This window comes from Flavobacterium sp. KBS0721 (genome assembly GCF_002007065.3).
GTDB classification, from domain to species: domain Bacteria; phylum Bacteroidota; class Bacteroidia; order Flavobacteriales; family Flavobacteriaceae; genus Flavobacterium; species Flavobacterium piscis.
In genome coordinates, this window is sequence record NZ_CP042170.1 from 207,049 (window position 1) to 233,547 (window position 26,499).

General features: G+C 33.6%; 22 protein-coding genes and 1 tRNA gene. 14 read left to right on the forward strand and 9 right to left on the reverse strand.

The features are described 5' to 3' along the window. Nucleotides 1-225: 225 nt before the first annotated feature. Nucleotides 226-678 carry a DUF4442 domain-containing protein gene (locus B0M43_RS01020; RefSeq protein WP_078005880.1) on the reverse strand — a complete coding sequence of 151 codons (453 nt, stop codon included), beginning with the start codon at nucleotides 676-678 and terminating at the stop codon, nucleotides 226-228. A gap of 231 nt (nucleotides 679-909) precedes the next feature. Here B0M43_RS01020 and B0M43_RS01025 point away from each other — a divergent pair, with 231 nt between their 5' ends. The 5 genes from B0M43_RS01025 to B0M43_RS01045 all read left to right on the forward strand — a co-directional run bounded on the left by B0M43_RS01025 (nucleotide 910) and on the right by B0M43_RS01045 (nucleotide 5,270). Continuing rightward, nucleotides 910-1,386 (forward strand): DUF4870 domain-containing protein, encoded by a 477-nt coding sequence (locus tag B0M43_RS01025; protein WP_065451007.1) that lies wholly within the window; start codon nucleotides 910-912, stop codon nucleotides 1,384-1,386. 167 nt (nucleotides 1,387-1,553) lie between these two features. Continuing rightward, nucleotides 1,554-1,886 carry a PadR family transcriptional regulator gene (locus B0M43_RS01030; protein ID WP_008464689.1) on the forward strand — a complete coding sequence of 111 codons (333 nt, stop codon included), beginning with the start codon at nucleotides 1,554-1,556 and terminating at the stop codon, nucleotides 1,884-1,886. A 2-nt stretch (nucleotides 1,887-1,888) separates the two neighbouring features. Then, entirely contained in the window at nucleotides 1,889-3,616 is a 1,728-nt protein-coding gene (locus tag B0M43_RS01035) for a PspC domain-containing protein (RefSeq protein WP_065451006.1), read from the forward strand. A gap of 3 nt (nucleotides 3,617-3,619) precedes the next feature. Then, nucleotides 3,620-4,351 (forward strand): head GIN domain-containing protein, encoded by a 732-nt coding sequence (locus B0M43_RS01040; protein ID WP_078005881.1) that lies wholly within the window; start codon nucleotides 3,620-3,622, stop codon nucleotides 4,349-4,351. A gap of 85 nt (nucleotides 4,352-4,436) precedes the next feature. Next, nucleotides 4,437-5,270 carry a GIN domain-containing protein gene (locus B0M43_RS01045; protein ID WP_065451004.1) on the forward strand — a complete coding sequence of 278 codons (834 nt, stop codon included), beginning with the start codon at nucleotides 4,437-4,439 and terminating at the stop codon, nucleotides 5,268-5,270. Between the two features lie 157 nt (nucleotides 5,271-5,427). On the opposite strand, the gene trxB is transcribed toward B0M43_RS01045, so the two are convergent. Together trxB and B0M43_RS01055 are read right to left on the reverse strand one after the other, a co-directional pair. Next, entirely contained in the window at nucleotides 5,428-6,375 is a 948-nt protein-coding gene (gene trxB, locus B0M43_RS01050) for a thioredoxin-disulfide reductase (protein WP_078005882.1), read from the reverse strand. 441 nt (nucleotides 6,376-6,816) lie between these two features. Further along, nucleotides 6,817-6,891, reverse strand: a tRNA-Pro gene (locus tag B0M43_RS01055). Nucleotides 6,892-7,147: 256 nt separating this feature from the next. Here B0M43_RS01055 and B0M43_RS01060 point away from each other — a divergent pair. After that, entirely contained in the window at nucleotides 7,148-7,519 is a 372-nt protein-coding gene (locus B0M43_RS01060; RefSeq protein ID WP_371296046.1) for a septal ring lytic transglycosylase RlpA family protein, read from the forward strand. 123 nt (nucleotides 7,520-7,642) lie between these two features. Here the strand turns inward: B0M43_RS01060 and B0M43_RS01065 are convergent, their stop codons facing one another. Continuing rightward, the gene (locus B0M43_RS01065) at nucleotides 7,643-9,811 is read right to left on the reverse strand and encodes a hypothetical protein (RefSeq protein WP_078006166.1); all 2,169 of its coding nucleotides are present in this window, start codon (nucleotides 9,809-9,811) and stop codon (nucleotides 7,643-7,645) included. Nucleotides 9,812-10,122: 311 nt separating this feature from the next. Between B0M43_RS01065 and B0M43_RS01070 the strand changes: the two genes are divergently transcribed. The 8 genes from B0M43_RS01070 (at nucleotide 10,123) to B0M43_RS01105 (ending at nucleotide 19,405) form a co-directional block, all read left to right on the forward strand. Beyond that, nucleotides 10,123-12,642, forward strand: coding sequence for a DUF2339 domain-containing protein (locus B0M43_RS01070; protein WP_078005884.1), 2,520 nt, complete (start codon nucleotides 10,123-10,125; stop codon nucleotides 12,640-12,642). Beyond that, nucleotides 12,629-13,855: a hypothetical protein gene (locus B0M43_RS01075; RefSeq protein WP_078005885.1), complete on the forward strand. Its 1,227-nt coding sequence runs from the start codon at nucleotides 12,629-12,631 to the stop codon at nucleotides 13,853-13,855. The genes B0M43_RS01070 and B0M43_RS01075 overlap by 14 nt, the downstream gene beginning before the upstream one ends. A 241-nt stretch (nucleotides 13,856-14,096) precedes the next feature. After that, nucleotides 14,097-14,864 carry a ParA family protein gene (locus B0M43_RS01080; RefSeq protein WP_065450999.1) on the forward strand — a complete coding sequence of 256 codons (768 nt, stop codon included), beginning with the start codon at nucleotides 14,097-14,099 and terminating at the stop codon, nucleotides 14,862-14,864. 5 nt (nucleotides 14,865-14,869) lie between these two features. Then, nucleotides 14,870-15,772, forward strand: coding sequence for a ParB/RepB/Spo0J family partition protein (locus tag B0M43_RS01085; protein ID WP_065450998.1), 903 nt, complete (start codon nucleotides 14,870-14,872; stop codon nucleotides 15,770-15,772). Next, the gene (locus tag B0M43_RS01090; RefSeq protein WP_065450997.1) at nucleotides 15,772-16,332 is read left to right on the forward strand and encodes a DUF5683 domain-containing protein; all 561 of its coding nucleotides are present in this window, start codon (nucleotides 15,772-15,774) and stop codon (nucleotides 16,330-16,332) included. The genes B0M43_RS01085 and B0M43_RS01090 overlap by 1 nt, the downstream gene beginning before the upstream one ends. A gap of 38 nt (nucleotides 16,333-16,370) precedes the next feature. Continuing rightward, complete coding sequence (gene dapB, locus B0M43_RS01095) at nucleotides 16,371-17,075, forward strand: 4-hydroxy-tetrahydrodipicolinate reductase (protein WP_065450996.1); 705 nt, start codon at nucleotides 16,371-16,373, stop codon at nucleotides 17,073-17,075. Between the two features lie 65 nt (nucleotides 17,076-17,140). Further along, nucleotides 17,141-18,697, forward strand: coding sequence for a signal peptidase I (lepB, locus tag B0M43_RS01100; RefSeq protein WP_065450995.1), 1,557 nt, complete (start codon nucleotides 17,141-17,143; stop codon nucleotides 18,695-18,697). 93 nt (nucleotides 18,698-18,790) lie between these two features. Next, entirely contained in the window at nucleotides 18,791-19,405 is a 615-nt protein-coding gene (locus B0M43_RS01105) for a WbqC family protein (protein ID WP_078006167.1), read from the forward strand. Nucleotides 19,406-19,526: 121 nt separating this feature from the next. On the opposite strand, the gene B0M43_RS01110 is transcribed toward B0M43_RS01105, so the two are convergent. The 5 genes from B0M43_RS01110 to mutL all read right to left on the reverse strand — a co-directional run bounded on the left by B0M43_RS01110 (nucleotide 19,527) and on the right by mutL (nucleotide 26,485). Further along, the gene (locus tag B0M43_RS01110; RefSeq protein ID WP_078005886.1) at nucleotides 19,527-21,689 is read right to left on the reverse strand and encodes a DPP IV N-terminal domain-containing protein; all 2,163 of its coding nucleotides are present in this window, start codon (nucleotides 21,687-21,689) and stop codon (nucleotides 19,527-19,529) included. Nucleotides 21,690-21,850: 161 nt separating this feature from the next. Continuing rightward, nucleotides 21,851-22,897, reverse strand: coding sequence for an endonuclease/exonuclease/phosphatase family protein (locus B0M43_RS01115; protein WP_078005887.1), 1,047 nt, complete (start codon nucleotides 22,895-22,897; stop codon nucleotides 21,851-21,853). A gap of 18 nt (nucleotides 22,898-22,915) precedes the next feature. Continuing rightward, nucleotides 22,916-23,779: a rhomboid family intramembrane serine protease gene (locus B0M43_RS01120; RefSeq protein WP_065450992.1), complete on the reverse strand. Its 864-nt coding sequence runs from the start codon at nucleotides 23,777-23,779 to the stop codon at nucleotides 22,916-22,918. A 43-nt stretch (nucleotides 23,780-23,822) separates the two neighbouring features. Next, entirely contained in the window at nucleotides 23,823-24,572 is a 750-nt protein-coding gene (locus B0M43_RS01125; protein ID WP_078005888.1) for a rhomboid family intramembrane serine protease, read from the reverse strand. Continuing rightward, a complete protein-coding gene (gene mutL / locus B0M43_RS01130; RefSeq protein ID WP_078005889.1) occupies nucleotides 24,569-26,485 on the reverse strand; it encodes a DNA mismatch repair endonuclease MutL in 1,917 nt (638 codons plus the stop codon). The genes B0M43_RS01125 and mutL overlap by 4 nt, the downstream gene beginning before the upstream one ends. Nucleotides 26,486-26,499: the final 14 nt, after the last annotated feature.

Consider the following 26,499-nt stretch of genomic DNA (forward strand, 5'->3'; position numbering starts at 1 on the left):
TTCGAAGCCTTTTTTTTATGTTTTTTTGCCACTGATCTCACAGATTAAAAAGATTTTTAATTGTACAGTAACCACAAGTCATCCCGAAGAATGACAAAAATGCGTATATTAAATTCGCGACAAAAAAAATATGTATCAACCTTGAGAAAGTTTCAAACTATGTCAAAGTTCATCGCCCAGAAATCCTTTTAATCTGTGTAATCTGTGGCAAAAAATTTTAGAACCTTATTTCAATCTTACACTCCATTCAAAATCCATTTCTGAAACCTGAATATCTTCTTCATTTGTACCTATGGATTTCATCCAGAAGGTTTGCCCCTCGCCTGTCGCTATTGTTCTTTGAATTGCCTCGGCAATCAAATGTCCGTCGTTACAAACGAATGTTATTCTTCCGGTTGCTTTTTTGGTAAAGTTTCCTTTATTATTGGCTACGAGCATCGATATTTTTTTTCCGCTTTGCTGAATTTGAGAGATGACCAATGCTCCGGTTGTTAACTCTGCTGCCATTGCCTGAACTGCAAAATACATCGAATTAAAAGGATTTTGATTGATCCATCTATGTTTTACGCTTACCACGCATCTATCTTCGTCGATTGCCTTTACACGTACACCACAAAAGTATGCTGATGGTAATTTGAATAATACAAATTTATTGAGTTTAGAAACTGATATCGCCATGGTATTTATTTTTTTATGTAAAAATACGAAAAAACTATGCACGCACAATAAATCGCAATTACTTTCCTAAAAAGGTAGCAAAACCAAGCCTTTTCGATGGTTTTCAATACATTATAAACAATTTTAAAACTTTAACTTTGTTAAAATTTTGTTAATATTTGGTACTATGCAAAACAAGATACTGTCTTTTAGACATATATTTGCATAAGAAAATACTATATACTTTTAATCATGGAAACAACAACACCACTAATCATGGAAACATCAGAAAAGAACATTGCAACGTTCACACACTTAAGTACTCTAAGTCAGTACATTATTCCTTTTGGAAATTATATTTTTCCAATCCTGATCTGGACGAGTTACAAAGACAAATCAGAATTTGTAAATTATCACGGAAAGCAAACATTGAATTTTCAATTGAGTCTTTTGCTTTACACTTTAATTTTAGCATTAATTGCAATTCCGATTTTTGCATTTGTACTTTTAAAAAACCTGCCAATCAATACGGTTTTTAACGATGAAGATTTAATCATCAGAAATCTGAACATCGACGGAAATATTGGAATTTTAAGTATTGGAGCAACAGCAGTTTTACTTTTTGGATTATTAAAATTTGTTGAATTCTTTTTAGTGATTTACGCTTCGATAAAAGCTTCGAATGGGGAGTTTTACAAATATCCGCTTACGATTCCTTTTATAAAGTAAGGCTTCGGCTTCGCTCAGCCTGACATAAAAATTAAAAGTTATAGTCGAAACTTTACAAGCAATCAACAAGAATCGTTTCGAAATCAATCATCAATCAAAATCATCATCAATCAATCATCATCAATCAAAAAACGAATTGTTCAATCTAAAAAAAACAAAATGAAATTATGAACATTGAAAACACAAAAGCACAGATGCGCAAAGGTGTTCTTGAGTTTTGCATCTTATCTGTATTGAAAGAAAAAGACGCATACACATCAGAAATATTAGACACTTTAAAAAACGCAAAATTACTAGTTGTTGAGGGAACAGTTTACCCGCTTCTAACCAGGCTGAAAAACGACGGTTTGCTTAATTATCGTTGGGAAGAATCGACTTCAGGACCACCACGAAAATATTATGGATTAACCGAAATAGGACAAACATTTTTAAACGAACTTAGCGGAACATGGACAGAATTGTCTGACGCCGTAAATCTAATCACCAATCAAAATCAATAATCATGAACAAAACAGTAAATATTAACTTAGGCGGTATGGTTTTTCATATAGATGAAGACGCATATTTAAAATTGACACGCTATTTTGACGCTATAAAACGATCATTAAACAACTCATCAGGACAAGATGAAATTATTAAAGATATCGAAATGCGTGTTTCTGAATTATTATTGGAAAAACAAAAAAGCGACAAGCATGTTGTAGGACTGAAAGATGTTGATGAAGTGATTGTAGTGATGGGACAACCGGAAGATTATATCCTTGAAGACGAAGAAAAAACAAATCAGTCTTTTAATGATTATAATACGACCAGAAAACATAAAAAATTATACCGAGATAAAGAAAAAGGTATGATTGGTGGTGTAGCAACTGGTTTAGGTCACTATTTTGGAATTGACGCTGTCTGGATAAAAATTATCTTCTTAATTTTTGTTTTTGCAGGTTTTGGAACAGGAATTTTAGCTTATTTTGTTCTTTGGATTGTAACACCTGAAGCGGTTACAACATCTGAAAAACTGGAAATGACTGGCGAACCGGTTACGATTTCGAACATAGAGAAAAAAGTGCGTGAGGAGATTGAAAACTTATCTTACAAATTTAAAAATGCAGATTATGACGCAATGGGAAACCAGGTAAAGTCAGGAGCTGAGAGAATAGGTAGTTCATTTGGAGACTTTGTTATGACGGTTTTTAAAATCTTCGCTAAGTTTTTAGGAGTAATATTAATCCTGTCCGGAATTAGTGTTTTGATTATGTTGCTGATTGGAGTATTTACTTTGGGAACCAACATATTTATTGATTTTCCTTGGCAAAACTTCGTTGAAGCAGGAAACTTTACTGATTATCCTATCTGGTCATTTGGTTTATTAATGTTCTTTGCAGTTGGAATTCCGTTTTTCTTTTTGACACTTTTAGGTTTCAAATTGTTATCTCCAAACTTAAAATCTATTGGAAATATTGTAAAATATACTTTGTTAGCAATTTGGATTATTGCCGTTGCAATTGTTATTAGTATAGGAATTAAACAAGCTACTGAAATTTCATACGACAATAAAACAGTAGAGAAAAAAGCACTTAACATTACACCAAAAGATACATTGTTCGTAAAATTCAGATACAATGATTATTATGCCAAGGATTTAAATCACCATAGAGAATTTGAATTTGTTCAGGATTCCGCTAACAATCAACTACTATATTCAAATGATGTTCGTTTGCATGTTTTACGTACTGATGAAGCTGCTCCTTATATTCAGATAGAAAAAAGTGCAAGAGGAAATTCGTTTATCTCAGCAAAACAAAGAGCAGAAAAAATCAATTACAAATTTCAGATCAACGGAAATCATTTAGTTTTAGATAATTATTTTCTTACTGATGTAAAAAACAAATTTAGAGGTCAGGAAGTTGATGTATATTTGTACTTACCTGAAGGTCAATTATTCAAGCCAGATGCTTCTGTTCAGGATTATGATGATTCTGAAGATAGTTTCTTCAACTTACATTTTAGTGGCAACTATAACTATAAAGTAGAAGGCTCTAAAATTAAATGTTTGAATTGTCCAGCTGAAGAGAATGACCATAATGATATAGACGAAGAAGAAACTCAGACTGACAATGACACAGTAAATGAGGTTTCGGTTAAAATTAATGGAAAAGAAATTTTAAACGGAAAAAAAACCAACGGCAGATTAACCACTGACAAAAACGGAGTTATAATCAAAATAAACTAAGCCATGATAAAAATAATCATTCATATTACGAAATTTATTGTTGCAGGTATTACCGCATTATTGTTCGCTTCATGCAACCTTAATGTAAACAAAATTGAAGGAAGTGGAAATGTTACCACTGAAAAAAGAATTGTTCAGGGAGATTTTACAAAAATAGATGTAAGCAATGCAATCGACCTGGTAATTGAGCAATCTGACGCGACAGAAATTGTTGTTGAAGCAGATGATAATATTCAGAAAGAAATTATTACAAAAGTCGAAAACGGAACTTTGATCATTAAGTCTAAACATAATTCATTTAGAGTTACAAAGAAAAAAGTAACGGTAAAAATGCCTAAAATTGACAAGCTGGAAGCTTCCAGTGCTTCAACTGTATCAAACAAAGGAATAATTCAGGGTGAAAATCTGGATTTAGAATCTTCAAGTGCAGCAACAATAGATCTTAATGTAGAATCTGATAATATCTCTGCCGATTCCGGAAGCGGAAGTACTATTAGTGTAAAAGGAAAAGCATTAACATTTCATACCTCAGCGTCAAGCGGATCCAATGTAAATGCAGGTGAATTATTAGCCAATGATATTCATGCCGAAGCTTCAAGCGGAGCCAGTGTAAATGTTCATCCTATTGTAAAATTGAAAGCTGAAGCAAACAGCGGAGGAAGTGTTAATTACAACAACACTCCTAAAACAATCGAGAAAACTTCGAATTCAGGAGGAAGTATTAGCCAGGGGTAAAAGATATTTATCTGTTAAATATAAAAAAATCATTCATCGAAAGTGGATGATTTTTTTATATTTGTGAAAATCAAATCTAGAATTAATGAAAAAAAATACAGCCTTACTCCTATTATTATTGGTTACAACATTAACTTTTGCTCAAAGAAGAGAAAAAATAAAAGGATCTAAAATCGTAACCACTTCAGTAAAAGAAGTAGGAGAATTTGATGGTATTGAAGCCGATGATAATTTAGAAGTTTATCTTGAAAGAGGAGAAAAAAATGAAATAAAAATTGAAGCCGACGACAATTTACACGATATTATCGGGATGGATTTAAGAGAAAAAGTACTTCGTTTATACACTTCTAAAGAAAGTACTATTTTCAAAAAACTAATCGTTCGTGTTACCTATACAAGTTCTCTAAAAAGTGTTATTGCAAAAAATGATGCAGTCGTTTATGCTATTCAGGAACTTCAGTTAGACGACATTACGTTTAATACTTTTGATTATGCTAAATTATTCCTGAATGTAAATTCTAAAAAGTTTACCTTATTTGCTGATGACAAATCAAAAACCGAATTGAATTTAAAGTCTGAAGATGCAAATTTACAATTGAGTAAAAATTCCTCGATTAAAACATTGGTATCTGCTATAAAATTCAAATGTGATTTATATCAAAAATCAGTTGCCAATATTGAAGGAATTGCCGAAAAAGCAACCATTCGTTTAGATAACAATTCCATCTTTACAGGAATCAAATTTACTTTGAAAGAAGCTAATATTACTGCAGAAAACTATGCTTTAGGAAGTGTTTTAGTTGAAACTACAGCCTCAATAGCCCTTGGGGATAAAGCCGAACTTTCTCTTTTAGGAAGTCCTGCCATTACGCTGACTCGTTTTTCTGAAGAAGCAAAATTATTGAAGAAGATAAAGTAGAAAGTCTCAGTTTTTCAGTTTCAGTTTTCAGTATGAAACTTCTTAAATATAAATACACAAAAAAGTCCTATTCGCCGCGACGAATAGGACTTTTGTTTTATAGCTCTATTCCTATTTCAATAAACTGAAAACTAAACTAAGACTGCAGACTGAAAACTTATTCCTTAGACGCCAAATACCTTTCAGCATCCAATGCAGCCATACACCCTGTACCCGCAGCAGTGATCGCCTGACGATATACATGATCTGCAGCATCACCCGCTACGAAAACACCTTCAATATTAGTTTTAGAAGTTCCCGGAGTGTTTATAATATAACCTGTTTCATCTAGTGTGATGTAGTCTTTAAAAATATCTGTATTTGGTTTGTGACCAATGGCAACGAAAAATCCTGTAGCAGGAATTTCGATAACTTCCCCAGTAGTTTTGTTCAGTGCTTTTATAGCATGTACTACTTGTTCGTCACCTAATACTTCAAGAGTATCGTGGTTCATTAAAATTTCTATGTTTTCGGTTTTGCGAACGCGTTCTTCCATGATTTTAGAAGCTCTGAATTTTTCGCTTCTTACTAACATGGTTACTTTTTTACAAAGTTTAGATAAATAATGCGCTTCTTCGCAAGCAGAATCTCCTGCTCCAACAATTACAACTTCCTGATTACGGTAGAAAAATCCGTCACACACAGCACAAGCAGAAACTCCGCCACCCATTTGTAAATAATGTTGTTCTGATGGTAATCCTAAATATTTAGCTGAAGCACCTGTCGAAATAATAACCGTTTCACAGTGCAATTCTATTGAATCGTTAATCCATACTTTATGAATATCTCCTGAAAAATCAACTTTTGTAGCCCATCCATCACGGATATCTGAGCCAAAACGTTTTGCTTGTTCTTGTAATTGAACCATCATTTCCGGCCCTGTAACACCATCAACATAACCCGGAAAATTTTCTACTTCGTTAGTAGTAGTCAATTGTCCTCCTGGCTGCATTCCCTGATATAAAACTGGATTCATATTTGCTCTGGCAGCATAAATAGCAGCAGTATAACCTGCAGGACCAGAACCTATGATTAGGCATTTAATTTTTTCGATTGTATCTGACATAATATGATTCTATTAATAATTGATGGTGCAAAAGTAAGTTTTTATTGTTGGAATAAAGAACTCAATTAATCAGTTTTTGCTATTCTGAAATAGAGAATAATGAATACGGTAGAAATAAAGAATTCTTGGTGACATATCAATGCTAAATGTTGTCGGGAAACATTAAATTTCATAATCTAATTGTTTTTTACCGTAGAGATCGCAATGCCGATAGCTTTCGGGATTCGCAGAGTTCGCTGATATTGGACTTGTGTTTACAAAACCTAAGTCCGCAAAGCTTTGTGAACTTTGTGTTTTACCGAATTTCGAATGTTTAAAAACTTATTGTCTCTGCAGTAATTTTTTTCTCTTTTCAGAGTTTTTGAGATTAATCCAGAATGAGATTGAAATTTCAGTTTTATGCAAAAAAAAAGCCTTTTCAAGAAAATGAAAAGACTTTTGTCGGGGTGGCAGGATTCGAACCTGCGGCCTCCTGCTCCCAAAGCAGGCGCGATAACCGGGCTACGCTACACCCCGTAAGCGGGTGCAAATATATAACTATTTTCGGCTTATCCAAAACAAATTTAGAAATAAGAAAAAAAATATTTCGCTATACATTATAATTAGAAACAAATGAGCCAATTAAAGTCAATTATTTATTTAAAAAAAATACAATATGCCTTTTAATAGTATAAATATGGCCTTTGCAATAAACTTAATTATATAGATTAATCTTTTTTTGCAAAAAAAATGAAGAAAAATGAAAAAAATACTATTATATATTGTTCTTTCTATGTCATTGACAGCTGTTGCACAAGAAAGTCTTGTATGCCGAGATGAGAATATCAAGATTGAGAACTTAAAAATGTATAAAGAAAAAGCGCATGCTTCTTATTATCATGATAAATTTAACGGAAGAAAAACAGCAAGCGGAAAAAGACTCGACAACACCAAGCTCACTGCTGCCCACAAAAAACTACCTTTTGGTACAAAACTAAAAATAACAAACGTATTAAATAAAAAATCCACTATCGTGGAAGTTAACGATAGAGGGCCTTTTGTAAAAGGCAGAGAAATTGATCTCTCTAAAAAAGCTTTTATGGATATTGCTTCGAACAAAAATAGTGGTGCTATTAATGTAAAAATCGAGATTTTGTTAAATTAAATCCTCCTTCTTAATATTGAAATATTATGTACTACTTTGGACAATAAAAAAAACTCTGAAGACCTATTAGTCTTCAGAGTTTTTATTTGAAAGATTTTCCAGTACTGTTGTACCGCTTCTTTTTTACTTTTCCATAACAATATAGACAGGATAGGATTCACTATTAGGCAAATTAACTTCTTCGTCGTACGATTGCGTACCTTCTCCATTGTTATATAATGCGACACGTTTCACACCTGTTGCTGTACTACCGCCACTACTATTAATCACATTTTGAATATTACCCGGACCGGCAAAACGCGTGATACACATTTTTTCGAGTTTCACAGTTGGACTATTCGGTATTTCAAAACCATTTTTCTTATTGACTTTGCCATCCGTTCCTGTAAAAACTGCATAAGATCCCATCCCTATACTTTGATGTTCTTTCACAGTATTTGCTACTTTGAATGCTGCATAACCATCTACTTTACCTCCCTGACTGCTCCAGCTAGCCTGATTTGGAGCATCGTATGGCGGTTCGTTTTGAAAGAAATAAGTTCTGCCACGTTCTCCTAACCATAATACTTCATATTCCTGAAAGTGTTCGACAAATAAAGCATAAAGTGTAACATCATCTCCTGTAACAATAAGGCCGTTTTTACATCTGTCTCTTATCCAGCGTGCATTTCCACCTTTTTGCGAACCATGGTCAGCGCGCCACAGCCAGAAATGATCACCCACTACATTGTTGCTGTTTATTTCCATAGAAGCATGTATCTGAATATTTTTTGACTGAACCCCGCCTACTCTACAAGTGATATCTGAAAGTAAAATGGGATCTGCAGAGTGGTCAGCATTTGCTCCTTCGTTACCAATTCTAACCTGATACGTTGTACTATTAAATGAATCCATAAGAAGTCCGGCAATGATAATTCCGTCTTTGTCATCTGCATAGATACATCCCCAAGTATTTTTCTCGGTCGGCTCTAATGTTACTGATGCTATACCAGCGCCCAAAAGTATTGCATCCTTTCTATTTACCTGAATAGGAGCATTCAATGCGTAATGACCTGGAGTAAAAAATATATTTTTGCCAACTTTTAACGCATTATTAATTTCAACATCAGTATCGCCTTCTTTGGCAACATACCAGTCGGTAAGCAAATCCTGAATTTTTCCTTTCCCCATATTTGTTGCCGACCAGGAAACTCCTACTCTGTCCTTTTGCCATGCCGGAACAAATACTTTGTACTCGCCATCATTATCGATAAAAAGAAAAGGTTTTTCTCTAATAACAGGTGTAGTAGGAACTGGCGAGTTGGCATCATCTGCTTTTGGAGGATTGACGCAACCTTGCCAAACCATATTATACGAACCGCCCATTGCGCCGGAACCTGAAGGAAAAACAGTATTTCTGGTGTACCATTGTTGCTGTCCGCCCCAGTTTGGCCTGGACGATGTATAATGTGTATCGGCAATAAAACCACCGCTTCCCCAAAAGTTAGTGTCTCCAATATCTGAAATGTATTTTGAAGTACTTTCAATCAGCATTCTTCTTGCACTGGTGGATTGAGAAACTGTCCATCCAAAATCCCGCATTATTGCTACATTTTCTACAGAACGCCAAAATGTACACGTAGCATTTGCTCCACCAGAAAGATGAGGTCTGGTGAATATCGAACCTAGTTTAACGGCTGATGGTAACTTACCTAAACCTCCTATATGAGAATAAAATCCTAATTCTATTGAATTTGCTGTTGCCGATGATGCAGAACCTGATCCGCCCGAATCGTAAGTTTGTCCCTCAATATTTGCTTTAAAATAATAGGCCTGACGTTTTGTAGTCCATTCGCCATTTGATCCGCCCAGGCCAATAGCACTAAACTGCGAATTAATATCATTTCGCGCAGTTTCTGCTTTTTCATATTTTCGATCGTAGAAATACATATTACTGCCAAAAATCTGGTTCTCTATCGAAACTATTATAGTTATAGCATTACGGGTAATTTTATAATAGTTCTCGTATCTATCTTTATTTGGCTTATTATCTGTAAATGTCAATTTCGTAGTCGAACCAACAGCAACAAACTCTGAAGCCAAACGACTTCCTCCTCTTGTAATTACATAATTTCCTGTAGAGCCAAATGCCGGCCATGATAAGGTTATACTATGTTTCTTTTTGTTGTAAATAATCTTGCCTTCTATCTTATTCTCCTGATTTTTTTCATCAGATAAATTTAGCGTTACAAAACTGCATAGCATCAGCATGACTGTAAATGCAGTAAATACTGAGATTAACTTTTTACTCATAATAATATTTTTGGGTTTAATATAGTTTTTAAGGATTCGAAAAATAGTCATAATCTTTAAACTATATGTCCGTATTTGGTCCCAATTTTCTCATCAAAAACTATACAAAGGCTTAATTTTCCTTTAATTGCAATGCTAAAAGTAAAGACTGAGTAAATAACAGAGTTGTAATTACAAATAGAGAGTTTTAGATCAAGCTAATTCTATAGAAGAAAACAAATACTTCATTTAACACGAAAAGAACTAAAAAAATCCCCTTCGTATTAAAATGTTATTATATTTACCAATCATAACATTATACTTAGTTCTTTATGGAAAGTTTTCTTTTAGTTGCGTTATTTTGTTTCTTAATCTATATCTTTAATACCATTAAAGGTCGTTTTAATAACCTCGAAAACGACATTCAGAAACTAAACAAAAAGATTGATCTTTTAAAAACAGTTGAAAAACCTACTGAAATTATTCCTACCGCATCAATTCCTGTTGTACAAAAAGAAGAATTTAAGATTGAGCCTGAACAATCTAACAAGGCTATTTTTGAACCTACGCAACCAGAAGCAATCAAAGAAAAAATAGCAGATGAGCAATTAGAAAAAATAGCTTTATCTTCTATTGATAATATACCTAAACCAATTGAATCTAGACCTCTGGAAACAAAACCAGTTCAAAGACCAATCATCCCTTTTGAACCGAAAAAATCATTCTGGGAAAACTTCAAGGAGAAAAATCCGGATTTAGAAAAATTCATTGGTGAAAACCTGATCAACAAAATTGGAGTTCTGATCCTTGTTTTGGGAATTAGTTATTTTGTAAAATATGCCATCGACAAAGACTGGATCAACGAACCGGCAAGAGTTGGAATTGGCGTATTATGTGGTGCCCTAGTTATGGGAATTGCGCATAAACTGCGTAAAAACTATGCCGCCTTTAGTTCGGTTATTGTTGCCGGGGCGATTGCGATTTTTTATTTTACAATAGGAATCGCTTTTCACGATTATCATTTATTCAATCAAACGGTTGCCTTTAGTATCATGGTGATCATTACAGCATTTAGTGCTTTAATATCATTATCCTATGATAGAATTGAGTTAGCTGTGCTTTCGCTAATAGGCGGATTTGCAGTTCCGTTTATGGTGAGTACCGGCGAAGGAAATTATGTAGTTCTTTTTAGTTACATTATTATTCTAAATATTGGAATTTTAGCCATAGCCTATTATAAAAAATGGAATCTGGTTAATATACTTGCCTACATCTTTACGGTATTATTATATTTCGCATGGCTAACTAAAGATTTAAGCTCGAACAAACCGCATTACCTTGGAGGATTAGTATTTGGATTTATTTTCTATTTCATTTTTATATTAATGAACCTTGTAAATAACATTCGGTCTAAAGGAGAATTTTCTAAAACCCAACTCACTATTTTGGCCAGCAACACTTTTTTGTTTTATGCTGCCGGAATGGCAATTTTAGCTAATTATCATCCGGAATTAAAAGGTTTGTTTACCACCATTCTTGCCTTGCTGAATTTAATTTACGCCTGGATTTTATACAAAAAATTCGATCTCGACCAGAAAGCTGCTTATTTACTTATCGGTCTAACACTGACTTTTATAACATTAGCAATTCCTATTCAGTTCGAAGGGAATTATATTACCTTATTTTGGGCAGCAGAAGCCGTTCTGTTATTATGGTTATCTCAAAAATCTAAAATTACAAGCTATCGATTTGGCTCTATAATAGTTCATATTTTAATGATTTTCAGCCTGATCATGGACTGGAACAAATATTACAATGGTGCTTTACCATTAAATATTATTATTAATCCAATATTTATAACGGGTATTTTTGCTGCCGGTTCTTTATTTGCAATTTGGTATTTATTAAAAAATGAAACCGAAAATTCAACTATTTTCGGCATTAGCTTTAATCCTGAAAAATACAAAAGAATCGTTTTAGAAACAGGTTTTGTAATTGGTTATTTCACAGGTTTATTAGAAGTTATTTACCAATCGAATCACTATATCGACAGCATTTACAGTTCGATAGCATTGCCTATTTTATATCATTTGTTATTCTCGGCTTTGTTTTCTTCTTATCTGATAAAAAGAAAAACAGAAACCGGATATCAGGGTGCTTTATTACTTGCGATTGCTAATATTGTCTTGTTTGCCTTTTGGTTCTCGAACTATCCATTTTTTGAGCACAAAGACATTATTAGTTCAGGAAGCGGAAGAGCAATTGCTTTTTACCTGCATTATATTTCATTGATTATCACGATATATTTTGGCTATCAATTGTTTCAGATTTATAAAAAAGTAGACTTTACTTTTCTTAAAAGCCGATACTTCATGTGGATTGCGGCATTTTTCATTATTTATGTTGCAAGTTCAGAGGTGATGCTTCACGGTCTTATTTTTATGAATTCTCCGGTAACTCTTCAGGACATACAAACAAGTCCTATGTACGCGAGTTACAAATCTAACTTACCTTATTTACGTGAATTTATTGCCGAAGATTATATTGCATTGGCCAGAACTAAAATCATCAAAACAGGATTCCCAATTCTTTGGGGAGTTTTAGCTTTTGTATTTTTAATTATCGGAATAAAAAAGCAACTAAAATCCCTGCGAATAATCGCTTTATCATTACTGGGATTAACGATCTTAAAACTATTTTTATACGACATTAGTAATATTTCTGAAACCGGAAAAATCATCTCTTTTATCCTTTTAGGAATTTTAATTTTGATTATCTCTTTTGTATATCAAAAAATCAAAGTATTAGTTATTGACGAAAACAAGCCTGAAGAAACCAATGAAACTAAATAAATTCATCTTATTGCTATTGATCACAAACCTCTCGTTTGGGCAATATCAAACTACTGCAAAACTAAAAAAAGTCGATCAAAGCGGCTTTAACGAAATTATTTTATCACCTGAGATTCGGTCATTATCGAAACAGGATTTGAGCGACATTAGATTATTTGATGCGAAAGGAAATGAAGTTCCGTATTTTATACAAGCATCTCAAAATGTTTCATCAAATACTTTTGAAGCATATACTATTGTTTCAAAAACGAATGTTCCTAAAAAGAGCACTTCAGTAATTATTGCAATTCCTTCAAATAAACACAACAATCAACTTTCGCTTTTTATCGCTAATTCTGATGTAGAAAAAAAATATTCTGTTTCAGGAAGCGACGACCAAAAAGAGTGGTTTGGGATTTCTGATGCACAAACACTTTACGATCTCAACAGCACATCAGAAACAAGCGTTATTAAAACAATATCTTATCCTTTGAGTACTTACAAGTACTTGAAAATAGATTTTGATGATCAAAAAACACTTCCAATTAATGTTCTTAAAGTTGGGAGTTTCAACTCAAAATTGCAGAAAAGTGCTTTACAGGAAATCTATCCAAAGAAATCGGTAACAAAAGAAATCCCTTCAGAAAAAGAAACTCAAATTCATATTCTTTTTGATGCGCCACAGGTAATTAATGAGATTTCATTCGAAATTTCAAAACCTACTTATTACAAGCGAACTGCAATTCTTTACAAGAAAACAAAACGCCAGACAAAAAGGAAATCTCAAATATTCGACGAAGAAATTACTTCTTTTGAGTTAAATTCAAATGCCACAAATACTTTTACATTTCCTCAAATATTCGAAAAAGAGTTTTTTATTAAAATCAAAAATCACGATAATCAACCCTTATCGATTTCAAAAATAAAATACTATCAAAAACCAATTTCTATTATTGCGGATTTAAATTCTAATGAAAATTATATCCTAAAAACAGGAAATAAAAAACTGAGAGAACCGGAATATGATCTTTCGAATTTTAAAACCAATATTGCCGGCAATTTACCACAAACAACTTTGTACCATATTCAGCAAAATAACCCGGCAAAAACTTCAACAGCAAGTCAGTCATTTTGGCAACAATCATGGTTTATGTGGCTTTGCATTATTTTGGGGGGCATTACAATTTTATTTTTTACCGCCAGTTTAGTAAAAGATTTAAAAAGAAAAAATTAAAGCAACGCTAAATCTAATGTTGCATATTTTTTTAATATTTAAACCAAAATTTGTTCTTTTACACCAAAAAGAAGATGATAATAGAACGAATTTTCGTTACTATTTTTTTATTATATAAGAAATTAAAATCCTCAGAACACGCACCATACAACGATTAACCGAAGTTTCTTAAATGTTAACAAAATAGATTTTCAGAAACCATAAATAATTGTATTTTTACGGTTCAAAATTCAGAAAATAAATGGGCAAAATCATTGCGATTGCTAATCAAAAAGGAGGCGTTGGAAAGACTACTACATCAGTAAATCTTGCAGCCTCATTGGGTGTTTTAGAAAAGAAAGTATTATTAATTGATGCTGATCCTCAGGCAAATGCCACATCTGGCCTTGGGATTGATGTAGAATCTGTTGAGATGGGTACCTACCAAATACTTGAACACAGTAACACTCCCAAAGAAACCATTATAAAATGTTCAGCTGTAAATGTTGATGTGATCCCTGCTCACATTGACCTTGTTGCCATCGAAATCGAATTGGTTGACAAAGAAAACAGAGAGTATATGCTTAAAAAAGCATTAGAAAGTGTAAAAGACGAATATGATTATATCATCATCGACTGCGCGCCTTCATTAGGTTTATTAACCTTAAATGCTTTAACGGCGGCTGATTCAGTTGTTATTCCTATTCAATGCGAATATTTTGCACTTGAAGGATTAGGAAAATTACTGAACACGATAAAAAGTATTCAAAAAATACACAACCCGGATCTTGATATCGAAGGATTGTTACTTACTATGTACGATTCAAGATTACGTTTATCCAATCAGGTTGTAGAAGAGGTTCAAAAACACTTTAACGATATGGTTTTTGATACCGTTATTCAGCGAAATGTAAAATTAAGCGAGGCTCCAAGTTTTGGAGAAAGCATCATTAATTATGACGCAACAAGCAAAGGAGCGGTAAATTACATTCATTTAGCTCAAGAAATTATAAAGAAAAACAGTAAATAGTTTTTATGACAAAAGCAATTAAAAAACAAGCCTTAGGAAGAGGATTATCAGCATTATTAAAAGATCCGGAAAACGACATTACATCAGTAGAAGACAAAAATGCTGACAAAGTTGTTGGAAACATCATTGAGCTTGAAATAAGTGCTATCGAAATAAATCCGTTTCAGCCTAGAAGCAATTTTAATGAAGAATCGTTACGCGAATTAGCCACTTCTATTAAAGAACTTGGTGTGATTCAACCTATTACTGTTCGAAAATTAGACTTTAATAAATACCAGCTAATTTCTGGAGAACGTCGTTTACGCGCTTCAACTTTAGTTGGACTAACACATGTTCCTGCCTACATTCGTATTGCGAATGACAATGAATCATTGGTTATGGCTTTGGTGGAGAACATTCAGCGTCATGACTTAGATCCAATCGAAATTGCTCTTTCGTACCAACGTTTAATTGATGAAATTCAATTGACTCAGGAACAAATGAGTGAGCGCGTTGGAAAAAAACGTTCTACAATTGCCAATTATTTACGTCTTTTAAAACTGGATCCGATTATTCAAACCGGTATTCGTGACGGTTTTATCAGCATGGGACATGGTAGAGCAATCATCAATATTGAAGATCTGGATATTCAGACTGATATATATCAAAAAATCGTAAGTGACAATCTATCTGTTCGTGAAACAGAAACTTTAGTAAAAAATTATCACGAAAGTTTAAAGCCAAAAGCGGAAGGGAAACCAAAAGCAGAATCTTCTTTTGTAGTTAGAGAAACACAAAAAAACACTTTCAACGATTATTTTGGTGCGAAAGTTGATGTAAAAGTCGCTGGCAACGGAAAAGGAAAAATTACAATTCCTTTTAATTCTGAAGCCGACTTTAATCGAATTATAAAATTAATAAACGGATAGTGAATAAGATTGTCCCCATAAGCCTATTGTTCTTTCTCATAGGAACCGTCTCTCTTTTTGCTCAGGCAAAAGAAGAAACGGTTTTGGTTGTTAAAGACACTAGCAAATTACAAGAAATTGATCCGCTTACTCCGGCAAAAGCAGCTTTTTATTCTGCAATTTTGCCAGGTTTAGGTCAGGCATACAATAAAAAATACTGGAAAATTCCTTTGGTTTACGGAGCAATTGGTACGAGTTTGTATTTTTATATTGACAACAATAACAAATACCGCGATTATCGTAACGCTTACAAACGAAGACTAGAAGGCTACAACGACGACAAATACCAATTTCTTGATGAAAGCCGACTTGTTGCAGGTCAGAAATTCTATCAGCGAAACAGGGATTTATCCGCTTTATTTGTTGTTGCTTTTTATGCACTAAACATTATAGACGCCAATGTTGACGCGGCTTTGATTCAATTCAACGTAAACGAAAGACTATCAATGCGTCCGGAAGTATATCCTAACGATATTACTTTCAGACCAAACGTTGGACTAACTTTTAATTACCACTTTTAAATAACTCCTGTTATTTAAACTCAAAAAATACACACAAAATGAAAATTGCGCTTTTAGGTTACGGAAAAATGGGTAAAGTAATTGAACGAATTGCTTTAGAAAGAGGTCACGAAATTGTTTTAAAGAAAGACGAATTCAATACATACGACGGACTTTCAACTGCTGATGTTGCGATTGACTTTAGCGTTCCAACCGCAGCAGTAAGCAACATTTCAAGCTGTTTTAACAACAATGTACCTGTAGTTTCAGGAACAACTGGCTGGTTAGAGCATTTTGATGAAATGATCGCACTTTGCAACGAAAAACAAGGTGGATTTATATCCAGTTCAAATTTTAGTTTAGGAGTTAATATTTTCTTCGAATTAAATGAATATTTGGCTAAAATCATGTCCCAATTTGATTCTTATAAAGTATCAATGGAAGAAATTCATCATACACAAAAATTAGATGCTCCAAGCGGAACCGCTATTTCTTTGGCAAAAGGAGTGATCGAAAACAGTAATTATGCCAATTGGACTTTAGACGAAGCCAAAAACAATAATGAAATTCACATTGAAGCAAAAAGAATTGGTGACGTTCCCGGAACTCATACGGTAACTTACGACTCAATTGTAGACAGCATCGAATTAAAACATACTGCACACAACCGCGAAGGTTTTGCTCTTGGAGCTGTAATTGCTGCTGAATGGCTTGCTGGTAAAACAGGAATTTACAGCATGAAAGATGTATTAAATTTAAAATAATCAAATTTGAAGAGGAAGGTTTTCAACAGAACAACCTAAAACCTGAAACATAAAACAAAAAAACGATGACACTATATCTTTGGTTCGTATTTTTCTTAGCCGTACAAGTAATTCACTTTTTGGGAACCTGGAAACTGTATGAGGCCGCAGGAAGAAAAAAGTGGGAAGCTGCTATTCCGGTTTATAATTCAATAATTTTAATGAAAATTATTAGCCGCCCAACATGGTGGACTCTATTACTTTTTATCCCGATTATTAATTTAATTATGTTTCCTGTTGTTTGGGTAGAAACCTTAAGAACATTTGGCAAAAAATCTACTTTAGATACTTTACTAGGGATTTTTACTTTTGGTTTTTACATTTATTATGTAAATTATACTCAGAAATTAGAATATAATGCCAACAGAGAATTAAGACCTCAAAATAAAACTGCTGACACTGTAAGTTCTTTACTTTTTGCTGTTATCGTAGCAACATTAGTACATACTTATGTGGTACAGCCTTATACAATTCCTACTTCATCTCTGGAAAAATCACTATTAATTGGTGACTTCCTGTTTGTAAGTAAAGTAAATTATGGTCCTCGTGTACCTATGACAACTGTTGCTTTACCTATGGTTCACGATACCATACCATTCTTAAAAAGAAAATCATATTTAAGCTGGCCGCAATTGCCATATTTCAGATTACCGGCTTTAGAAAAAATAAAACGATCAGACATCGTTGTTTTCAACTGGCCTGTAGATACTGTTCACTATTTCTATGAGCCAAAAGGAAGACCAGGGGTTATAAAACCTATCGATAAAAAATCAAATTATGTAAAAAGATGTGTTGGTATTCCTGGTGACAGCTTATCAATTGTAGACGGTTTTGTTTTCATTAACGGAAAAAAATTAATCCTGCCTGAAAGAGCGAAACCGCAATATTCTTATTCAGTAGCTTTAGACGGAAAAACTCCGGTTGATTTTGAATCATTAATGAAAGAGCTTGATATTACCGATGGCGCTTACATTAAAGATCAGGAAAAAAGAGACACTATCTATTTTAGAGCATTAACAGAAGCGAGTGCTGAACGCTTAAAAAACACTCCAGGAATTACTGCTGTAAAAAGAGAAATTGACAGAGGAAATGACAACGCGATTTTCCCTCATATCAACAAATGGAGTCAGGATAATTTTGGCCCTATTTACATTCCTCAGGCAGGAAAAACCGTTGCATTAACCAATGAATCTTTACCATTTTACAAAGAAATCATTACTAAATACGAAGGCAATACTTTGCAGCTGGACGGTTCACATTTCTTAATAAACGGAAAGCAAGCAACAACCTACACTTTCAAACAAGACTACTACTGGATGATGGGAGACAACCGTCATAACTCTGAAGATAGCCGTTATTGGGGTTACGTTCCAGCCAATCATATCGTAGGGAAACCGGTTTTTATCTGGATGAGCTGGGATACTAACGGAAAAGGGATTAACAAAGTTCGTTGGGACAGAGTCTTCACTACCGTTAATGGTGAAGGACAGCCACAATCCTACTTTAAGTACTTTCTGATTGTTCTTGCACTTTATTTTGTTGGAGAATATTTCTGGAGAAAAAGAAAAGAAAACAAAGCATAAAAAAATAGTTATTTTTGTTTCAGGTTTCAAGTTTCAGGTTCTTTGCGAACGTGAAACTTGAAACCTGAAACTTTTAACGTAAAACTTAACAAAATGAATTCCTTATTACTTCCTACCTATTTTCCGTCGATTAGTCACTTTGCAGTTATGGCTCAATCTGAAAATATCACTTTTGAAATGGAAGATAATTTTCAAAAACAGACCAATAGAAACCGTACTTATATCTATAGTCCAAACGGAATTCAGTTATTAAATATCCCTGTTAAGCATTCGAAATCTGCTCATCAAAAAACAAAAGATGTTCTGATCGAAAATGAATTTGACTGGCAAAAACAGCATTTTAAATCCTTAGAAGCAGCTTATAGAAGTTCTCCTTTTTTTGAATTCTTTGAAGATGATATCGCTCCTATTTTCGAAAAGCAACATACTTTCCTTATGGATCTAAATATGGAAGTTCTAGAGATAGTAACAAAGTGTCTACGAATGAAATTAGAATTCTCTAAAACTACAGAATATTTTCATGAGGTCGAAAACATTACTGATTTCAGATTTTTAGCAAACGGAAAAAAAGATCCGAATGTATTTGAAAAATATACTCAGGTTTTTGATGACAAACACGGATTCATCAACAATTTAAGTGTTTTGGATTTACTTTTTAACGAAGGTAAATTTGCAATGGATTACCTAAAGAGCCAGAAAATATTGTAAATCATTTCGACTACATAAAAAATACTATATTTTTATTTGCTGGCACTACAGCATTTATAAAACAAAAAAAAAAGGAGATTTCATTATAGAAATTCTCCTTTTTTTTTGTTTTAGAGTTTATTTACTTTGCTCCCGGAGGACATTTTTCTTCTATAAATTTCAAAAAAGTATCTACCAAATGTTTGCGGGTACCATCACCTTCGTAAATTGAGTGCGAACGATTTGGATAAATCATTAAATTAAAAACTTTATCATATTTAATTAGTTCATTGATCAAAACCTCAGCATTTTTATAATGCACATTATCATCTCCTGTTCCGTGAATATACAGCAAATTTCCTTTTAAATTCTTCGCATGAGTCACCGGAGAAGCTTGAATATAAGCTGATTCATTTTCATCTGGCAATCCCATATAACGTTCTGTGTATATATTATCATAAAAATGCTGATCTGTAACTGCAGCAATCGCTACCCCCGTTTTGTATATTTCCGGATACTGAAACATCAAATTCAAAGTAACAGCTCCACCACCGCTCCATCCGTGAACAGCAACTCTATCTTTATCGATAAAATTCCATTTCAAAACTTCTTTAGCGGCCATCGCCTGATCACGCGTATTGATAATTCCGATATTTTTATAAATAGATTTTCTCCATTTTGTTCCTTTAAGAGATGGAGTTCCTCTGTTGTCCATTGCAATCCCGATATATCCTTTTGGAATCAAATGATCTATAAATCCATTAAAATACGGTACATCGTTCGCGACAGTAGCTACTGGCTCGCCATAAACATAAAAAAACAGTGGGTATTTTTTAGTTGAATCAAAATCCAGAGGCTTGGCCATTATCCCATCCATTTCAATACCATCAACAGTGGTTACTTTAAATTTTTCTAAAGAAAATTTACGAGCAGGAGCCGTAAAAACATCCTCTTCTTTTGGCAGTATTTTTTTATGATCTGAAAGCGAAACCAATCTTACATTTGGGTTACGGTTGATATTAGAATTGGTGTGTTTTGCATAAGATCCGTCTGTAGAGAATTCATATTTATTTGTCCCTTCAAAAGCTTCGGGGGTAAGCCTTTTTGTTTTCTTCGAATTCAAATTCGTTTCATACAAATAACGTTGTGTTGCGTCTGTTGGACTGGCAATATAATAGATAGATTTTGTTTTCTCATTATAGGCTTTAAAATAGGCATCAAACTTTCCGGTTGTAATTAGCTCCTTCTTTTTTCCGTCGCGGCTAATTTTATAAACATGCATCCAGCCATCAGCATCAGAACTCCATAAGAAAGCTTTTCCGTTATCTACAAACTGACATGGAAAACCATCATAAACTCCTGAAGAAATATCGAAAACATCAATCCACTCAGGAGATTTCTCCTGATAAATTAAATTTGCTTTTCCTGATTGAGTGTTACAATTATAAATAGAAGCTTGGTTTTGATGTCTGTTAAGCTGAATCACCATTACTTCATTTGCGGCAACCCATTCCATACGAACCAAATAATTATTATCAGGTTCCCCCGGAATATTAAGCCAATTTGTTTTTACAGAAGCAACATCAATAACTCCAATCTTCACAGCCGAAGGTTTTTCTCCCGCTTTAGGATATTCAACAGGAACAACAAACGGATATAAAGCATCCGTATTATTAATCATCAAATGAAATTTTGTATCTGTTGCATCAACACGCCAAAAAGCAATACTCTTTCCGTCAGGACTCCAACGAAATCCATCTCTTGCTGCCAATTCTTCTTCATAAACCCAATCAAAAGTTCCATTAATAACCTTATCCGTTCCGTCAGTTGTTAAAGCCGTAATTTTACCTGAAGTTAGGTTTTCAAGATAAATATTATGTTTTGAAACATATGCAACATTTTCATTATCACTAGAGAACTTTGCAAACATAAGAGAAGATTCTTCTAAGTTTACGCCAAGTTTTCGTCCTTTTCCGGTTACTAAATCAAAGAACCAATAATCTCCTTTTGTATTAGCACGCCATACTTTTTTTGAGTTGGTATAAACCAATACTTTTGTCTTATTTTGATTCCAGACCAACTCTTTGATGTTTCCATTAAAACCAGCGTCTTTTAATTGTTTAGCGGTTAAAACAGTTGTATTCTGATCTATTTTACCTACATCATAAACCAAAATATTCTCAGCTGAATTTACCCAAAATGAATGCGAATTTGGCAGCCATTTTAACTCGTTAATGTCAATATCTTTCTGAGCAAATATACCTGAGCAAACAAAAAGAAGTAATAAAAAATGTTTTTTAATCATGATTTAGTTGGTATTTAGTAATTGTTCCATTTCTTTAATCTTTTAGATTATTTTCTTAAACACAAAGAGCGCAAAGGTTAGAAAAGCAAAGTTCGTAAAGCTTATTAATTAAACTTTAGGAACTTTAAATAAACCTTTGCGCTCTTTTATGGTTAAAAGCACTACTCCATAGAAAGCCTTGCCATTATAGGATAATGATCTGAGTTTTCAAAATCAGGAAAGCTTTCAAATCCTTTTACTTTCATTTTGCTGTCGGTAAAAATATAGTCAATTCGGGCTGGATAATAGCGGAATTTGTAAGTCGCACCAAAACCTTCTCCAGCTTCTTCAAAAGCATCTTTTTGCTTTCCTTTTATACTTCGATACACATACGAAAAAGGGCTATTATTCATGTCACCGCAAATAATAAACGGAGTTTTACATTTTTTAATATTCTCTTTAAATATTTCAGCCTGCTCCTGCTGTTGCCTGAATCCTTTACTTATTCGGGTATAAATAAGCTGTGACTTTTCCTGATTTACATTATCTATATTATTCGAAATATTAGTAACATCAGGCGAAATCTTAATCGACTGTAAATGCATATTATAAATTCTGATAACATTTGTACCACGTTTTATATCTGCATAAATTACGTTATTATCAGACTTAGGAAAAATAATATTTCCCTCATTTATAATAGGAAACTTAGAAAAAATAGCCTGACCTGTTTTTATCTGATTACCATCTATAAATATATAACGATGAGGATACACTTTTAAGTCGATATGAGCCGAATTGGAGTATTCCTGAATACAAAGAATGTCCGGATCTTGCTCATCGATAAAAGCCTTTATATTTGATGGAATATCATCTCGGTCCAGCCATTTAAAAACATTAAAAAGACGTACATTATAACTCATTACAGAGAAGTCTTTTTCGTCCTTGATATATTCCTTGGCAGAGAATTTATAAAACTTGCTGATAAATGTGATACCCGTGAGCAAAACCAAACCGGACAAAATAAGACGCTTTTTAAACTGAATTGCCCAATAAAAAAAGAAGAAGCCATTCAACACAAAAAATACAGGCATAAAAAGTGTAAACACCGATAGAAGCGGAAAACTTCTAGGCGCCAAAAAAGGTAAAATATAAATACTAAACGTTACTACAGTCAGTACTATATTCAAAAAGAACATTATTTTATTAAACCACGAAAGGTTTTTCATATTTTTATGCTAAAAGGATTATTTTCCAGCTTTAAATAAAAACTCTTTTTCTTCTTTTGTTAAACAATCATAACCAGACTGGCTAATCTTGTCTAAAATTTCATCAATTTGTTGTTGCGTTTTGTCTTTCGTAACAATTCTTGAAGTCACTTTTTCTGTAGGTTTTTGGTAATTTTTATGAACTTTTTTGAAAGGGGTCGAAGGGGATCTTTTGAAAAGATTGGTAAAGAAATCTAATGTTCTGGACACTATCTTACTTAAATCTGTTCCGTTTTGAAGCAATTTAATAAATAGAAAACCGAAAACTGCTCCAGCCAAATGCGAAATATGTCCACCGGTGTTCTCTAATCTAAACTGCATTAAATCCAAAACTAAAATTACAGCTGTAATGTGCCAAAGTTTAACGTTGCCAAAAAACATTAAACGCACTCCCATTAAAGGCTGATAAGTCGTTACCGCAACCAGGATTGCCATAATAGCCGCTGAAGCACCAACAATAGAACCTGCTACGTTTGAAAAATAAAAACTTAGCGCAAAAACAACTCCGGAGAAAATTGCACCCAAAATGTACAAACCTAAATATTGCTTTTGAGTAAAAAAGGTCAGGAACAAATTACTGGCAAAATTTAAAACCATCATATTAAACAATAAATGCCAAAACGATGCATGAAAAAAAGCATAGGTTAAGAATGTCCACGGTTTAAACAAAAACACGTTTGGATCTGATGATAAAGCCAGCCAATTTGGATAAGCAAAACCTCCTCCTGAATATTGATAAAAAAATACTAAAGCGATTATAAAACAAGCAACGTTCCAGTAAATAACACGCATTGCTATACCACCTAATTTATATTGTAATTTTAAATCATCAAGAATATTCATAAAAGCTTTTTTTAGTTTTTATTTGCCCTATTAAAGTTAAAAATTAATTCCAACGATTATTATTAAACTGATTTTTTTTCCAATACCACATAATCAAAAATCCGAAGAGAGCTCCCCCAATATGCGCATAATGAGCAATTCCAGATTCTATTCCCAAAAATGAACTTCCGAAAATACCAAAAAAACCATCAAAAAGAAGCATGTAGATTGGCACAAAATATTTTGCTTTTATTGGAATTGGAATGAACATAATGCCAAGTTCGGCATTAGGAAACATAAAGGTAAAAGCAACCATTAAACCGTAAACAGCACCTGAAGCCCCAACAACAGTTCCAAAATAAGCATCAGTAAAATGCTTAAACTCAGAAACAGTTAATATTTGCTGCCATCTTGTATCTATTTTTCCTTGATCTAGTAATTGCAAAATTTGCACTTTATTATAGCCATTAGCCAATAATGTATTCAATGCATCCTGATAAAAATAATAGTTTACAGCATAATTTATTAAAGCCGCTCCTAATCCACAAGAGATGTAAAAAAACAAGAATTTTTTACCGCCCCAAAAATGCTCAAGTGTCGATCCAAAAGAATATAACGCAAACATATTAAAAGCAATATGCATCACACTACCATGCATGAACATATGTGTAATAGGCTGCCAAAATTTAAATCCCGGATTTTCAGGAAAGAAAAGAGCAAAATATACTTGTGCAGCGGGAACTAAATTGCAGCCAATAAAAAAGATAATATTGATTATCAATAATTGTTTTACTACGGGAGTCATTTTCATCATAAGGCAAACTTTTTATCTATATCTTCCACACGCATGGTGATGAAAGTAGGTTTTTGAAAAGGTGAAATATTTGGATCTTTACAGGCAAACAAACCGTTTACCAAATTATCTTGTTCTTTTTCGGTTAAATAAGATCCTGTTTTAACCGCTAAACTTTTGGCCATCGATTTGGCAATTGTATCATTCTGGCTATAACTGCTAGCCGGGATTCCGTCTTGTAAATCACTTAATAATTGTTCTATTACAAGAGAAACTTCACTTTCGGTAATATTTACCGGAATTCCTGAAATCACAATATGATCGGTCTGTGCGTCTTCAAACACAAAACCGGTTGTTTCTAGAGAAGGTTTTAATTCTTCGATTAATGTCATTTCATCAGAAGAATAAAACAAATTCAGCGGAAACAGCAATTGCTGACTCGAAGCCTGGTTTACAGTCATATTAAGCAAAAATTGTTCGTATAAAATACGTTGATGCGCACGTTGCTGATCAACGATTACCATCCCGGATTTTATAGGCGAAACAATGTATTTTTTATGAATTTGATACGTTCCCTGACTTGCCTGCTCAATTTCATTATCATTGAACAAGGACGAAGTTACTTCTTCATTTTCGAATGTAAAAGGTGAGCTTTCTATTGTATCGGTTTCCAGACCAACATATAAACTTTCCCACGTTGCCGTTGGCTCTATTCTTTTATTATATCCCGAATATGAATTTGATCCTGAACCTGAACTAAAACTGGAACCTGAGCCTGAGTTTGAACCAGAACTCGATTTAGCATAATGCTGATTGGTTTTATCATCTGTAAACGGATTAAAAGTTCCGTCGACCTGAATTGTTGGTGTTTCTGCCTCTAAATCTTTATAGTGATAGGGCGTGTCTAGATTGGCATCGCGATCAAAATCAAGAACAGGCGCAACATTAAATTGTCCTAAACTATGTTTGATCGAAGCTCTTAAAATAGCATATAACGCTTGTTCATCATCAAACTTAATTTCTGTTTTAGTAGGATGAATATTGATATCGATTGTATTAGGCGGAACTTGTAAAAACAAGAAATAACTTGGCTGTGAACCATCTTTCAAAAGTCCGTCATAAGCTGCCATTACAGCATGATGCAAATAACCGCTTTTTATAAAACGATCGTTTACAAAAAAGAACTGTTCTCCCCTGCTCTTCTTGGCAAATTCGGGTTTGCAAACAAATCCCTGAACATTAATGATCTCTGTATCTTCGTTAACCGGAACGAGTTTTTCATTGGTTTTGCCGGACATAATCCCAACAATACGCTGGCGATAACCTGCAGCAGGCAAATTATACATTTCGCTGCCGTTATGGTAAAACGTAAAATGAATATTAGGATGCGCCAAAGCTACACGCTGAAACTCATCCATAACATGACGAAATTCAACTACATCAGACTTTAAGAAATTACGACGAGCCGGAATATTAAAAAATAAATTTTTAACAGCAAACGAAGTTCCTTTTGGTAAAACAGCCACTTCCTGCGAAACAAATTTACTGCCTTCGATGACAATATGCGTTCCCAGTTCGTCCTGATCTTGCTTGGTTTTCATTTCCATGTGCGCAATTGCCGCAATAGAAGCCAATGCTTCTCCACGAAAACCTTTTGTACATAACGAAAACAAATCCTCTGCCTGACGGATTTTAGAAGTGGCGTGACGCTCAAAACACAAACGCGCATCGGTCACACTCATTCCTGAACCATTATCAATTACCTGAACTAATGATTTTCCGGCATCTTTAATAATCAACTTAATGTCGGTTGCCTTAGCATCAACAGCATTTTCTAACAGCTCTTTTACGACTGAAGCAGGTCTTTGAACCACTTCTCCAGCGGCAATTTGGTTAGCAACGTGATCAGGAAGTAATTGAATGATACTCGACATTAAGAAAAAATAAT

Bases quoted from the DNA above. Each gene is read 5' to 3' on its own strand.
- B0M43_RS01075 (WP_078005885.1), top strand. From the start codon at position 12,629: ATGAAACTAAATAAATTCATCTTATTGCTATTGATCACAAACCTCTCG.
- trxB (WP_078005882.1), bottom strand. From the start codon at position 6,375: ATGTCAGATACAATCGAAAAAATTAAATGCCTAATCATAGGTTCTGGT.
- B0M43_RS01025 (WP_065451007.1), top strand. From the start codon at position 910: ATGGAAACAACAACACCACTAATCATGGAAACATCAGAAAAGAACATT.
- B0M43_RS01040 (WP_078005881.1), top strand. From the start codon at position 3,620: ATGATAAAAATAATCATTCATATTACGAAATTTATTGTTGCAGGTATT.
- mutL (WP_078005889.1), bottom strand. From the start codon at position 26,485: ATGTCGAGTATCATTCAATTACTTCCTGATCACGTTGCTAACCAAATT.
- B0M43_RS01085 (WP_065450998.1), top strand. From the start codon at position 14,870: ATGACAAAAGCAATTAAAAAACAAGCCTTAGGAAGAGGATTATCAGCA.
- B0M43_RS01120 (WP_065450992.1), bottom strand. From the start codon at position 23,779: ATGAATATTCTTGATGATTTAAAATTACAATATAAATTAGGTGGTATA.
- B0M43_RS01035 (WP_065451006.1), top strand. From the start codon at position 1,889: ATGAACAAAACAGTAAATATTAACTTAGGCGGTATGGTTTTTCATATA.
- dapB (WP_065450996.1), top strand. From the start codon at position 16,371: ATGAAAATTGCGCTTTTAGGTTACGGAAAAATGGGTAAAGTAATTGAA.
- B0M43_RS01070 (WP_078005884.1), top strand. From the start codon at position 10,123: ATGGAAAGTTTTCTTTTAGTTGCGTTATTTTGTTTCTTAATCTATATC.
- B0M43_RS01030 (WP_008464689.1), top strand. From the start codon at position 1,554: ATGAACATTGAAAACACAAAAGCACAGATGCGCAAAGGTGTTCTTGAG.
- B0M43_RS01110 (WP_078005886.1), bottom strand. From the start codon at position 21,689: ATGATTAAAAAACATTTTTTATTACTTCTTTTTGTTTGCTCAGGTATA.
- B0M43_RS01065 (WP_078006166.1), bottom strand. From the start codon at position 9,811: ATGAGTAAAAAGTTAATCTCAGTATTTACTGCATTTACAGTCATGCTG.
- lepB (WP_065450995.1), top strand. From the start codon at position 17,141: ATGACACTATATCTTTGGTTCGTATTTTTCTTAGCCGTACAAGTAATT.
- B0M43_RS01060 (WP_371296046.1), top strand. From the start codon at position 7,148: ATGTCATTGACAGCTGTTGCACAAGAAAGTCTTGTATGCCGAGATGAG.
- B0M43_RS01020 (WP_078005880.1), bottom strand. From the start codon at position 678: ATGGCGATATCAGTTTCTAAACTCAATAAATTTGTATTATTCAAATTA.
- B0M43_RS01115 (WP_078005887.1), bottom strand. From the start codon at position 22,897: ATGAAAAACCTTTCGTGGTTTAATAAAATAATGTTCTTTTTGAATATA.
- B0M43_RS01105 (WP_078006167.1), top strand. From the start codon at position 18,791: ATGAATTCCTTATTACTTCCTACCTATTTTCCGTCGATTAGTCACTTT.
- B0M43_RS01045 (WP_065451004.1), top strand. From the start codon at position 4,437: ATGAAAAAAAATACAGCCTTACTCCTATTATTATTGGTTACAACATTA.
- B0M43_RS01080 (WP_065450999.1), top strand. From the start codon at position 14,097: ATGGGCAAAATCATTGCGATTGCTAATCAAAAAGGAGGCGTTGGAAAG.
- B0M43_RS01125 (WP_078005888.1), bottom strand. From the start codon at position 24,572: ATGATGAAAATGACTCCCGTAGTAAAACAATTATTGATAATCAATATT.